The organism is Actinoplanes palleronii, from assembly GCF_016862315.1.
Taxonomy (GTDB): domain Bacteria; phylum Actinomycetota; class Actinomycetes; order Mycobacteriales; family Micromonosporaceae; genus Actinoplanes; species Actinoplanes palleronii.
In genome coordinates this window covers 1-11,842 of the sequence record NZ_BOMS01000202.1, presented here as the reverse complement: position 1 = coordinate 11,842, position 11,842 = coordinate 1, and the positions used below count along the sequence as shown (strand labels likewise).

Annotated in this window: 14 protein-coding genes; 9 read left to right on the top strand and 5 right to left on the bottom strand. The window is 71.5% G+C overall.

What is annotated here, in order from left to right:
• Positions 1–452 precede the first annotated feature (452 nt).
• On the top strand, positions 453–866 hold the full coding sequence (locus tag Apa02nite_RS50440; protein ID WP_203831529.1) for a PRC-barrel domain-containing protein: 414 nt from the start codon (positions 453–455) through the stop codon (positions 864–866).
• Here the strand turns inward: Apa02nite_RS50440 and Apa02nite_RS50435 are convergent.
• The gene (locus tag Apa02nite_RS50435; RefSeq protein WP_203831528.1) at positions 854–1,621 is read right to left on the bottom strand and encodes a MerR family transcriptional regulator; all 768 of its coding nucleotides are present in this window, start codon (positions 1,619–1,621) and stop codon (positions 854–856) included. The genes Apa02nite_RS50440 and Apa02nite_RS50435 overlap by 13 nt on opposite strands.
• Before the next feature lie 61 nt (positions 1,622–1,682).
• Here Apa02nite_RS50435 and Apa02nite_RS50430 point away from each other — a divergent pair, with 61 nt between their 5' ends.
• The 4 genes from Apa02nite_RS50430 (at position 1,683) to Apa02nite_RS50415 (ending at position 4,350) form a co-directional block, all read left to right on the top strand.
• Positions 1,683–2,117, top strand: coding sequence for a DUF6194 family protein (locus tag Apa02nite_RS50430; protein WP_203831527.1), 435 nt, complete (start codon positions 1,683–1,685; stop codon positions 2,115–2,117).
• Positions 2,118–2,186: 69 nt separating this feature from the next.
• On the top strand, positions 2,187–2,771 hold the full coding sequence (locus Apa02nite_RS50425) for a cysteine hydrolase family protein (protein WP_203831526.1): 585 nt from the start codon (positions 2,187–2,189) through the stop codon (positions 2,769–2,771).
• Positions 2,772–2,778: 7 nt separating this feature from the next.
• Complete coding sequence (locus Apa02nite_RS50420) at positions 2,779–3,657, top strand: GlxA family transcriptional regulator (RefSeq protein ID WP_203831525.1); 879 nt, start codon at positions 2,779–2,781, stop codon at positions 3,655–3,657.
• A 27-nt stretch (positions 3,658–3,684) separates the two neighbouring features.
• On the top strand, positions 3,685–4,350 hold the full coding sequence (locus Apa02nite_RS50415; protein ID WP_203831524.1) for an HAD family hydrolase: 666 nt from the start codon (positions 3,685–3,687) through the stop codon (positions 4,348–4,350).
• On the opposite strand, the gene Apa02nite_RS50410 is transcribed toward Apa02nite_RS50415, so the two are convergent.
• The 4 genes from Apa02nite_RS50410 to Apa02nite_RS50395 form a co-directional block, all read right to left on the bottom strand.
• Positions 4,341–5,159 (bottom strand): pectate lyase, encoded by an 819-nt coding sequence (locus tag Apa02nite_RS50410; RefSeq protein ID WP_203831523.1) that lies wholly within the window; start codon positions 5,157–5,159, stop codon positions 4,341–4,343. The two genes, Apa02nite_RS50415 and Apa02nite_RS50410, sit on opposite strands and share 10 nt — an antisense overlap.
• Before the next feature lie 180 nt (positions 5,160–5,339).
• The gene (locus tag Apa02nite_RS50405) at positions 5,340–6,362 is read right to left on the bottom strand and encodes an XdhC family protein (RefSeq protein WP_203831522.1); all 1,023 of its coding nucleotides are present in this window, start codon (positions 6,360–6,362) and stop codon (positions 5,340–5,342) included.
• Positions 6,355–6,921: a nucleotidyltransferase family protein gene (locus Apa02nite_RS50400; RefSeq protein WP_203831521.1), complete on the bottom strand. Its 567-nt coding sequence runs from the start codon at positions 6,919–6,921 to the stop codon at positions 6,355–6,357. The genes Apa02nite_RS50405 and Apa02nite_RS50400 overlap by 8 nt, the downstream gene beginning before the upstream one ends.
• Before the next feature lie 23 nt (positions 6,922–6,944).
• Positions 6,945–8,369 (bottom strand): hypothetical protein, encoded by a 1,425-nt coding sequence (locus Apa02nite_RS50395; RefSeq protein ID WP_239165144.1) that lies wholly within the window; start codon positions 8,367–8,369, stop codon positions 6,945–6,947.
• A gap of 128 nt (positions 8,370–8,497) precedes the next feature.
• Here Apa02nite_RS50395 and Apa02nite_RS50390 point away from each other — a divergent pair, with 128 nt between their 5' ends.
• From Apa02nite_RS50390 to Apa02nite_RS50375, 4 genes are read left to right on the top strand one after another with little or no spacing between them, the layout of a single operon-like run.
• A complete protein-coding gene (locus tag Apa02nite_RS50390) occupies positions 8,498–9,421 on the top strand; it encodes a hypothetical protein (RefSeq protein WP_203831520.1) in 924 nt (307 codons plus the stop codon).
• Complete coding sequence (locus tag Apa02nite_RS50385) at positions 9,418–9,867, top strand: ABA4-like family protein (protein ID WP_203831519.1); 450 nt, start codon at positions 9,418–9,420, stop codon at positions 9,865–9,867. The genes Apa02nite_RS50390 and Apa02nite_RS50385 overlap by 4 nt, the downstream gene beginning before the upstream one ends.
• A 10-nt stretch (positions 9,868–9,877) precedes the next feature.
• Positions 9,878–11,137: a sensor histidine kinase gene (locus Apa02nite_RS50380; RefSeq protein WP_203831518.1), complete on the top strand. Its 1,260-nt coding sequence runs from the start codon at positions 9,878–9,880 to the stop codon at positions 11,135–11,137.
• Positions 11,134–11,760 (top strand): response regulator transcription factor, encoded by a 627-nt coding sequence (locus Apa02nite_RS50375; RefSeq protein WP_067687477.1) that lies wholly within the window; start codon positions 11,134–11,136, stop codon positions 11,758–11,760. Before Apa02nite_RS50380 ends, Apa02nite_RS50375 begins: the two co-directional genes overlap by 4 nt.
• Positions 11,761–11,842: the final 82 nt, after the last annotated feature.

The window sequence follows — 11,842 nt, the reverse complement described above, 5'->3', positions numbered from 1 at the left end:
GAACCGTCCACCTCGCGCTTGCGGCCTGGGGTTGCGCTTGCGGGCGGGGAGCAGCAAGGAACCCGAGAGAGGGGGCCCTGGGAGAGAGGGCCCGAAAGTGAGGGTCTGGAGAAGAGCGGCCCGGAGCGGGAAGGGACTGGGAGCGGGAAAGGGGTTGGGGCAGGAAAGCGGCCGGGTGCCGCAGGAGGGACCTGGGCAGGGGGTTGTGGGTCGGGACCACCCACGGGCATTGCCCTGGAGGGCCGAGCGCTTTGGACGCGCCAGCGGCCAGCTCGGACCGGAAGGGCCCTCGGCGGGAGCGGCGGTCTGTACCCACCGCCCACATACGACATCCTGATTTTGATCTTGATTGGGGAGACCGGAACGAGGGACAAACGTGCCACTTGTGATTGGACCGCCGGGCAGCGGGTAGGCACAAGGCAGCGGCAATGTCATCGATGAAGGAGGCCGACATGCAACCCACGCCTTTCACTCCGTGGTCCTGGCGGGACCCGGCTCTGGCCGGAAATGCACAGCCCGCCGACGCCGATGTCGTCGACGAGGCCGGCCGGATCGGCGTTGATCTGGTCGGGTACAAGGTCGAGGCGACCGATGGACACATCGGCTCGATCGACAAGGCCAGCTACGACGTCGGCAGCGCCCACCTCGTGGTGGACACCGGTCCGTGGATCTTCGGTAGCAAGGTGCTGCTGCCGGCCGGCACCGTGCAGAGCGTCGACCACGACGAACGCAAGGTCTACGTGGATCGCACGAAGGACCAGATCAAGGACTCTCCGGAGTACGACAAGGAGACCTTCGAGACCGAGAGCTACCGGGATCAGGTCGGTGACTACTACGCCGGTAACTACCGGGACTATCCGCGCTGACGCGGACTTCTGCGCGCTGTCCCGCCCGAAACCCCCTCGGGCGGGACAGCCAGGAACTCGGCGAGCCGAGCCGCGGCCGACAGCATCGCCTGACCGTGAGTGATCAGCCGAGCCCGCCAGTCGGCAAGTGACGCGGCCAGGGCTTCGGCGCCGCCGGCCGCGCGGACCTGGCCGAGCACCGTGGCGATGTGCGACAGGCCGTGACCACCCCGCCGGAGCAGGTGGGCCAGCTCCGCGTCGCGCACGTCGTCCGGGCTGTAGAGCCTTTGCTGCGACGCCCGGTCCCGGGCCGGCACCAGGATCCCGGCCTGCTCCCATTTGCGGAGCGTCGCGGGGGTGACCCCGAGCCGGTGGGCGAGCGCCCCGACCGGCAGCGCCGCCGGCAAGCCGGCCGGCGCCGGTAGCGGCAAATCCACGAGGGAATCCGCGGCCGCCTCGACGGCGGACAGCGTCTCCCGGTCCCTGATCAGCCGGGCGTGACCGCTATCGATCGTCGTGAAGACGGTGTTCAGATCGCCCTGCATCGCGGCCCGCATGATCACCCCGGCCGGCCCGTGCCCATATGCCTTGGCGAGCGCGAGAAACGCGCCCACCGCGAGCACGTGCTGTTCGCCGTAGGCGCGATACCCGGTCGGGGTGCGCTGCGCCGGCGGGATGACCCCGTCGCTCTCGTAGTTGCGGATCGCCTGCGCGGAGAGCCCGTGCGGCCGCGCCAGATCCACCGGCCGGTAACTGATGGTTTGAGACTTCGGCATCATGCTCCTGGAAGAATCCAGCGGAACCCTCACTGGGTGTGTCAACGATACGATAGAGGCCATGCCTATCGAAGAAGTCGACGCGCTCGCCGAGCGGATCCGGCGCCTGCCCGGCGTCACCGAGCTGATCGCCGGCCCCGGCACCGGCGCGCCCGAGCTGAGCTGGGGTGACCGTTTCTACTTCGTCGGTGACGACCGGATGCGCCCGTTCGCCACGATCGTCGTGCGCAACGTCCCCGGCTTCGACGAGTGCTCCGACCTGGACCGCCCGGGCAGGTTCCGGCTCAACGTCGAGCTCGGCCGCGTCGCGTTCAAGGACCTCTTCGGGTACGGACCGGAAGCCTTCGCCACCCACCAGTCCGAAATCGACTTCTCCGCCACGGGGCGCTGGTTCCCCCACCCGGTCTACGCGGTCCAGAGCTGGGCGTCGATGGTGAACCCGCCCGAGGACGGGGACGTCGACCGGCTGATCCGGCACGCGCACGCCCGCAGGTGACCGGATCGTTCCGGGGTGGGTCTGGAAAGGGCCTGTCCCGGCCCACCCGGAGCGGGTTCGATGGACGGTATGACTGAAGCTCTGATCGTGATCGACGTCCAGGAGTCGTTCCGCGCCCGCCCGCTCTGGCAGACCGTGAACAACCCCGAGGTCGTCCCGAATGTGCAGCGCCTGGTCGACCACGCGCGCGCCACCGGGCAGGCCGTCATCTGGGTGCTGCACTCCGAGCCCGGCAGCGGCGGCACCTTCGACCCGGCGAACGGGTTCGTCCGGCTGATGGACGAGCTGGTCCCGGCGGACGGTGAGCCGGTGCTGGTGAAGACCGTGCACAACGCGTTCACCACCACCGACCTGCAGCATCGGCTGACCGTGGCCGGGGTGCACGCCGTGACGGTCTGCGGGCTGCGTACCGAGCAGTGTGTGGAGACCACCGCCCGGTTCGCCTCCGACCTCGGGTATCAGGTCACCTACGTCACCGACGCGACCGCGACGTTCCCGATCCCGCACTGGGAGGCGCCCGAGGACCAGAGCGTGGCCGAGCTGCTGGCCGACCCGCGTACGCTGGCCGCCGCGGACGTGGTGACCCGCACGGAGTACGCGCTGGCCGGCCGCTTCGCCACCGTCCGTACCGTGGCAGAGGTGGAGAAGGGCTGACCGGATCGTGAGCGTGGTGGTGTTCGTCCTCACCCCGCAGGTGCATCTGCTCGACCTGGCCGGGCCGGCCCAGGTCTTCTCCACGGCGCCCGGCTACACGCTCCGCTACGTCGCCGAGTCACCGGCCGTACCGACCTGGCAGGGCGTGGTGCTGCAGGCCGACCTGGACTGGCCCGCGCTCACCCCGGACGATCTCGTGGTCGTCCCGGGCTGGCGCGACGGGTACGGCTTCTTCCGCACCGCCACGCTCCGCCGGATCGCGGAGCATCACGCGGCCGGTGGCACCGTGGCCAGTGTCTGTGCCGGCGCCGACGCGCTGGGCCGGGCCGGGTTGCTCGACGGCCGCCGCTGCACCACCCACCACGACCTGCAGGACGTCCTGGCCCGCAGCTATCCGCGGTCGGCGCTGGTCCGAGACGTGCTCTACGTCTCCGACGACCGGGTGGTCACCTCGGCCGGCATCGCCAGCGGCATCGATCTGGCGTTGCACCTGGTCGCGCTGCGGCACGGCCCGGCGGTGGCCGCCCGGGTGGCTCGGGAGATGGTCGTCTACGCCCGGCGCAACGGCGACGAGCTGCAGGCCAGTGCGATGCTGCGGCACCGCGCGCACCTCAGCGACGTGGTCCACCGGGTGCAGGACCGGATCGACGCGTCGTTCGCCGAGCCGTTGCGGCTGGCCGAGCTGGCGGCCGGGGCTGACGTCAGCGAACGTACGCTGACCAGGCTTTTCTCGGCCGCGACCGGGCGCACTCCGCTGCGGTATCAGCAGCTGTTGCGGGTCGAGCGGGCGGAATACCTGATCGGGCACGGCGCGACGGTCGAGGCCGCGGCCCGCGCGGTAGGTTTCGGCGACGCGCGGATGCTGCGACGGCTACGCGCGAGGTGACGCGCGGAGACTGCGAGCGAGGGTGAATTGACGCTACGAGGGGTTCTCTTCGACCTGGACGGCACTCTGGGTGACCACGACGCTTCGGTGGAGCTCGCGCTGACGGCCTGGTTGCCGACTGTCGGAATGGTCGCGGATCCGGCCACGATCGCACGCTGGCACGAGGTCGCCGAAAAGCATTTGGCCACCTGGCGGCGACGCGAGATCGATTTCCCGGAGCAGCGCCGGCGCCGGCTTCGCGATTTCGGTTTTTCGGACGATCCGGAGGGCCTCGACGCCGTCTTCGGCGGTTACCTGGTCGAGTACGAGAGCGCCTATCACGCGTTCGGCGACGTGACCGGTGCGCTCGCCGCGGTGGCGGCCCACGGCCTCCGGGTGGCGGTGCTCACCAACGGCTCGGCCGGCCAGCAGCGCAAAAAACTCGCCCGGATGGGCTTGGCCGATCTGGGGCCCGTGTGGACTCCCGACGATCTGGGGATGGCCAAGCCCGATCCGGGCGCGTTCCGCGGGACGGTCGCCCGCTGGGGGCTGAGGCCCGGGGAGGTCCTCAGCGTTGGGGACAGGCACGATCTCGACGTGCTGGCGGCACGGGCCGCCGGGCTGCGGGCGGTCCATCTCGACCGGTGGGGAACCGGGCCGCTGGACGAACCGCACCGCATCACGTCACTGCATGAGCTGACCGATCACTTGTAGGTGACGTTGGCCTTGGTGAACTTGCAGTTCGTACCGTCGCCACCGGTGCTGCCGGTGAAGGTGGCCACCTTGGTCGGCTCGGCGCCGGTGTTGTTGCCCTTGAAGGTGATGCAGACGGCGAGCTTCTTCTTGGTGTCGTTCACGATGGTGATGTTCGACAGCGTCGCGGTGTCGCCGTAGTTGGAGTTGATCCCGACCAGCGACAGACCCGGGTAGGTCGCGGTGACGTTGTCGACGACGACCTTGCGCTTGTACTGGGTCTTGCAGTTGCCGCACGAGCGGTACAGCTTGCCGAAGTCGTCGACCGCGAAGTTCTTGATGGTCAGCGTGCCGCCGCCGTTGTGCTGGAAGACCTTGTCGTCGGCGCTCTTGGCCCCGCCGCCGTTGACGGTGTAGGTCGCGCTGGAACCGCCAAGGAACGTCGCGGCGTCCTCGCCGACGTTCTCCCACCAGACGTTGGTGAGCGTGCAGGAGCCCTTGCAGTGCACGCCGTCCGCGGCCGGGGAACCGAGGATGACGTTCTTCAGGGTGGCGCCGTCGGCCAGCTCGAAGAGCGGGTCCTGGCCTTCCTCCTGTGAGTCGCCGCCGAGCGCGCCGCTGCCGATGAAGCGCTTCAGGCCGCCGTCGAGGGTGCCGGAGACCGCCTTGGTGGCGGTCAGCTTGGTGGTGCCGGTGGCGGTCGGCCAGGTCGCCGCGGAGGCGCCCTGCGTGTAGACCACTGCGCCAAGGCCCAGTCCGATCGCGGTGACCGCCACGAGCCCGGCACGCCAACGCTTCCGCAGATTCTTGAACACGAGCAGCCTTTCCATGGGGGATGGGGAACGACGCTATCGTGCTTCCGGAAAATGGTGGTTGTCAACACTTCCCATTAGTTAATAAAGCGGCCCGGAATGCGATTCGGAATAGCGCTGTCAAAGGCATTAGTGTGCGGCCGGAGCGGAAAGGTTGCTTCCGCCCGCAAACTATTTTGCGCGACGCTGAGGTCACTGTCAGTGACGAGCGTGGACCGGCCCCGACCGGCTCGACAGCCGGTCGCCGGAGCCGCCGTGCCGCAGCGCGACGATCTCCGCGGCGATGCTCACCGCCGTCTCCTCCGGGCTGCGGGCGCCCAGGTCCAGGCCGATCGGCGAGCTGAGCCGGTCCAGCTCCGCCGCGTCCAGCCCGGCCTCGCGCAACCGGCCGAGCCGGTCGTCGTGGGTGCGCCGGGAGCCCATCGCGCCGACGTAGGCCAGGTCGAGGCGCAGCGCCAGCTCGCAGGTGGGCACGTCGAACTTCGGGTCGTGGGTGAGCACGCAGACGACGGTCCGCCTGTCGATCCGGCCGGCCTCGTCCTCGGCCGCCAGGTAGCGGTGCGGCCAGTCGACGACCACCTCGTCCGCGCCCGGGAACCGGCGGGCGGTGGCGAAGACCGCCCGCGCGTCGCAGACGGTCACCCGGTACCCGAGGAACGCGCCCATCCGGGCCACCGCGGCGGCGTGATCGGTGGCGCCGAAGACCAGCATCCGGGGCGCCGGCACGAACGAGACCACCAGCCGGCCGTCCGGCAGCAATCCGGTCCGCCCCTCGGCCAGCATCCGCCGTGCCTCCGGATCACCCGCGCCGGGGAAGACCACCGTGAACGCGCCGCCGTCGACGATCAGCGCGGCCGGCTCATCCGCCTCGACCGCGCTGACCAGGGCCGGAAGGTCGGGGAAGGACGAGGCGTCGACCCGGCCGACGGTCAGCTCGACCGTACCGCCGCAGGTCAGTCCGACACCCATGGCCAGGTCGTCGGCGACCCCGAACCGTGCGGTGCGCGCCTGCCCGGTCTCGGCGACCTCGAGGCACAGGTCGTAGACGGCGGCCTCCACACACCCGCCGGAGACGCTGCCGATCGCCACGCCGTCCGGGCCGACGGCCAGCGCCGCGCCGGCCGGGCGGGGCGCGCTCGACCAGGTCGCGGTGACCGTGGCCAGTCCGGCCGATTCGCCGGCGGACCACCAGCGGAGCAGGTCGGCGAGCACGTCACGCATCAAGATCTCCCGGACGGTCCAGATCGGTGTCGTCGGCGACGTCGCCGACCTCGATCACGGATACCTCGTGGGCGCGCAGATAATCCCGGGCGCCGCGATCACCGGTCGCGGCATCGGCGGCGCCGGCCCAGTGCTCGCGGCCGAGGAGCACCGGATGGCCGCGCCGGCCCGCGTAGCCACCCATCACCAGGGCGTCCGGCGCGGCGTGCGCGGCGATCCGGCGGACCGCCCCGGCGGTCACCCCGGGCATGTCGACGAGCAGGACCACGACCGCGATGAGGGAGTCGTCCCCGGTCAGGGCGGTCAACCCGGCGCGCAGCGAGGAGCCCATCCCGGTGGGCCAGTCCGGGTTGACGAGTATCTCCGGCAGATCCGGCGCGGCGCGGATGACGTCCTCGGCGCGGGCGCCGAGGACCACCACCGTCCGTGTGCAGCCGGCTCGGCGCAGGGTCGCGGCCGCGTGCTGCACCAAGAGCCTATTCCGGTACGGGACCAGCGCCTTCGGCATCCCGTACCGCCGGCCCGCACCGGCCGCGAGCACCAGACCGGCCGTGTTCATTACTGGACCATAACCACGTCCTGTTACAGGAAACCGCGCACGGCGGCCAGCGGCAATGCCGTACGCGGGTGGTAAGCCGTCCGCCACAGCCCGCCGTGCGCCGCCGCCACCGCCTCGTCCCGCCACGCCGCCGCGTCCGCCGCACGGGGTTTGCGCAGCTGATGGACGAGCAGCACGGCCATCAGCTTGCTCGCCGTGTCCGGCTCGAACACCTCGACGCCGAACAGGTGCGCCCCGGTGTACGCGGCCGCCAGCAGCCGGTTGTTCGTCACCGACCGGGTCCGGGCCGGCGGCGCCACCGCGAAGCTGACCGTCCCGTCCCGCCGCGCGACGGTGGCCCGCCACCGGTGGATCCGCTTCGCCAGGGCGTAGTTCGGCCCCTGCTGCGGCACCAGGCTGTCGTTGATCCCGGGCTCGACCGGCTGCGGATAGTTCGGGAACAGCAGCCGCCCGCCGGAGAACGCACCGGTCACCCGCGCCCGGCGGCCCCGAGCCGCGAACCTGGCCCGGGACTGCTCGACCGCCTCGGCCGGTACGGCGTACACGTCGGTCGGGGTGGCCAGCACCGCGAGCGCGGTGTCCGGGCGCTGCTGCCGGATGTGCACCGCGAGCGCGTCCACCGCCGTGGCCAGCCGCGGGTACGCACTGCCCGGCGCGTACCCGTAGTTGCCCAGCACCAGCGGCCCGTCGAAGCCGAGCAGCCACTGCGCCACCCGGCTCGGCTCCGCGCCCAGGTCCGCGCCGGGCGTCCCGCCGTCGGCCACCGGTGCGGACAACCGGCCCGCCGAGCCGGCCGCCACCGCGGAGATCCGCTCCCACAGGTCCGGCCGGGGCAGGTCCACTGCCAGCACCGTCGCGCCCCAGCCGAGCAGCGCCCGCAGCGGTCCCATCTCGGCGGCCGCACCGAGCAGCGCCATCCGCAGGTCACTCAGGTCCAGCCAGTCCGGGTTCGCGGCCACCTCGCGGACGGCGGCCGCGCACGACTGTTCGACCACGCCGGCCGCGACCCAGTCGTCGAGCGTCCGGGTCAGGGCGTCACCGCGCAGCTCGGCGCCCCGGTACGGCAGCGTGAGCTCGCGCTCGGGCGCCGCCGAGCCCTTCACCTCGACCGTGTCGTACGGCCGCTCCGGCACCGCGAGCAGCGCCTGGGCCAGGGTGAACTCGCCGTCGGTGCGGACGTACCGCATCCGGGCGTGCAGCGAGGTCAGCCCGGCCTCGGCGATGGTGTATCCGGCGGCGCCGTCCGCGCTCAGCCCGGCCTCCAGCAGCGCCCGGAAGTGCCGCAGGTAGCCGCGTCGCCAGTCGGGCTCGCGTTCGGCGGCCGCGGCGGCGGCCGGATCGACCGGGCGCAGGGCGTCGGCGACCACCGCCCGGCCCAGCGCCGCGCTGCTGCGGCGTCCGTCGGTGTCGAGGGGGTAATCGGTCAGGCCAGGGGCTCCGGGTTGCACCGGCACAGTATTGCCGCCCCCTACGGAGCCGCCTCCTACCCAGGGAGGAGACCGACCTCGGACGAGCGGCCGCAGGTACGGCCGCGGGATGGGCGATTTGCGGCACGGACGGCACCAGGGTGAAGAGCATGACGACCGTCGAAGTCTCCGCACCGCGCCGATGGCACCGGCCACTGATGGCGCTGACCTGGGCAACCGTCGCGCTGGCGGTGATCTCTGGTATCGGCTTGTTCGCCGACTCCCGGGTGCTGACCGGGGTGCCGATCTGGCTCAAGCCGTTCAAGTTCTCCGTCTCGTTCGCCATCTACGCCTGGACCCTGGCCTGGCTGTTTTCGATCATGCCGCGCCGCAGCCGGGTCGCCGAGTGGGCCGGAACGATCATCGTGGCCGTCACGGTGGCCGAGTTGGCGATCGTGGTGACCCAGGTGATCCGGGGCACCACCAGCCACTACAACGTGAGCACCCCGCTGAACGAGACGCTCTGGTCGATCATGGGCACCTCGATCATGGTGCTGTTCCTGGCCCACCTGGTGATCGGGATCGGCGTGCTGCGGCAGCGGATCGCGGACCGGGCCGCCGCGTACGCGATCCGGCTCGGCCTGTTCATCTCGCTGGCCGGCATGATGACCGGTTTCACCATGACCAGCCGGCAGACCGGGGTCGCCGGGGTCGCCGGCGCGCACACGGTCGGCCTCCCCGACGGCGGACCCGGGATGCCGTTGACCGGGTGGAGCACGGTCGGCGGGGACCTGCGGATCGGGCACTTCGTCGGGCTGCACGCGCTGCAGGTGCTCCCGCTGCTGGCGTTCGCCCTCGCGAGGTGGGCGGGACACCGGATCGATGCCGCGACTCAGGCGAGGCTGGTGCTGGTGGCGGGGATTTCGTACGGCGTACTCGTGCCGTTGTTGACCTGGCAGGCCCTGCGGTCGTCGCCGCTGCTGCAACCGGATGGTCCCGTCCTCCTCGCGTTCGCGGTCCTCGTCCTCGGGACGGCCGCGAGTGCCGGGATGGTCTTGTCCCGGGCGCGCCGGCCGGAGATGGTGACCGCATGACCGGGTTCCTGTTCGAGCTGACCTTCCTGCTGGCCGCGCCGTTCTGGGCGCTGATGATCGTGCTTCCCGGCTGGTCCTGGACCCGGCGGATCATCGCCTCGCCGCTGATCGTGCTCCCGGTGCTGGTGATCTACGCGGCGCTGGTGATCCCGGCGTTCGGCGAGGTGCTGCCCGCGGTCGCCAACCCGACCCTGGGCGGGGTGCGTGACCTGCTCGGCACGTCCAACGGCGCGGCGGCCGGCTGGGCCCACATGATCGGCTTCGACCTGTTCGTCGGCCGGTGGACCTGGCTGGACGCCCGCGACCGGGGCATCCCGCATCTGGTCCTCGCCCCGATCCTGCTGCTCACCATCCTGCTCGGGCCGATCGGGCTGTGCGTCTACCTCGCGGTACGCACCCGCTGGCCGGCCGTCTCACGGCCCGCCGTGGCCACCCCGAGGACCTAGGCTGACCGTCATGGCCAAGTTCCTCGATGCGCACGACACCCTGACGCGCATGGTGCTGCTCGACTGCAGTGGTGTGGCCTACCTGCTCGTGATCAGCCACTCCGAGCACCCGCCGACCACGCCGCAGTGGGTGCTCGCGGTGCTCGCGTTCGCCGCGGCCCTGCTGCTGCACCGCCGCCCGCCGATCAACCTGGTGGCGCAGACCGTGCTGTTCGCGATCGCGATGGTCCAGCTGGACGACGCGACGATCAACCAGGTCGGCACCGCGTGGGCGATCGGCGAGCTGGCTCTCTGGGCGTCCCGGAAGAGCTTCCTGGCGGTCGCGGTCGCCGCGGTGACCGTGATCTACCTGATCTGCGACCCGCCCTCGTCCGGGCACCTGCTGCAGTCGCTGATGGGGCTGGCCACCAACCTGGGCCTGCCGATCCTGCTCGGCCTGGTCGTCCGGACCACCCGCGAGCTCGGCGTGCAGGCCGCGAAACGCGCCGCGGAGGAACAGCGGCGCCGCGAGTCGGAACACCGGGCCAGCCGCGCCGACGAGCGCAGCGCGATCGCCCGGGAGCTGCACGACGTGGTGGCGCACCACGTGGCCTCGATGGTGCTGCGGGTCGGGGTGGCCCGGCACGTGCTGCCCGACCTCGATCCGCGTGCCGCGGAGGTCTTCGACGACGTGCACCGGACGGGCACGGCCGCTTTGACCGATCTGAGGCGGCTGGTCGCGGTCCTTCGAGACCCCGATCGCGTACGAGGTGATGCCGCCCTGACCGCCATCGACCCGAGCGCGTTGCCGGCCGCACTGGACGGTGCGGTCGAGACCGCGCGCCGGGCCGGCGTGGTCGTCGAGGCGGAGATCGACCCGGCGGTGGTGGAGCTGGACGCGGTGCGGGGGCTGGCGCTGCTCCGGCTCACCCAGGAGGGGTTGACCAATGTGGCCAAGCACGCCGGGCCGGATGCCCGCGCTGAGCTGTCGGTGGTGATGGAGGGCTCCGACCTGCACTGGTCGGTCACGGACTTCCCGTCGTCGCCGGCTTTTCCCCCGGCCTTTTCCCCGGCTTCCGCACCGGCCTCTTCCCCGGCTGTCTCATCGGCCTTTTCCCCGGCCGCCGCGCCGGTCGACATCGTGCCCGGTGGTGGGCACGGGTTGACCGGGATGCGGGAGCGGGTGGAGGTGCTCGGTGGGTCGTTGACGGCCGGACCGAGTGGGCCGGGCTGGCGGGTGGCGACCATGCTGCCCGGGGATCACCCGATCGCCGCACTGGCGTCCTCATGATCAGGGTGCTGCTGGTGGACGACCAGCAACTGATCCGGGCCGGCCTGCGGATGCTGCTGGACGCCGAGGACGGCATGGAGGTGGTCGGCGAGGCCGGCGAAGGCCGGGGCGCGGTGACCCTGGCGGCACAGCTCCTGCCGGACGTGGTGGTGATGGACCTGCGGATGCCGGGGGTCGACGGCATCACCGCGACCAGCCGGATCATGGCGGAGCGACCGTCCACCCGGGTGCTGGTGCTCACCACGTTCGGGGACGACGACCACCTCTACCCGGCGCTGCAGGCCGGAGCGTGCGGCTTCCTGCTGAAGGACGCGCCCCCGGAGGAGTTGCTCAACGGGATCCGGCAGGCCGCGGCGGGGGAGAGCCCGTTCAGTCAGGACGTGCTGCGCCGGCTGGTCCGGCGGGCGGTGGACGCGCGCCCGGAGGCGCCGGCCCGGGTCGACGGCCTGACCGCACGCGAGCAGGACGTCCTGGACCTGGTCGCCGAGGGGCTGACCAACACCGAGATCGCGGACCGCCTGCACATCGGGGTGACCACGGTGAAGACGCACATCACGGCGCTGATGACCAAGACCAACAGCCCCAACCGGGTGCGCCTGGCACTCTCCGCGCAGCGCACCTGACCCCCCGATTTTGCGTTGCGTGGGGGACCTAGTAATGTTTACCGAGCCGCCAGGGAGACGGGCGAGCGAGCGGGACCCGTGA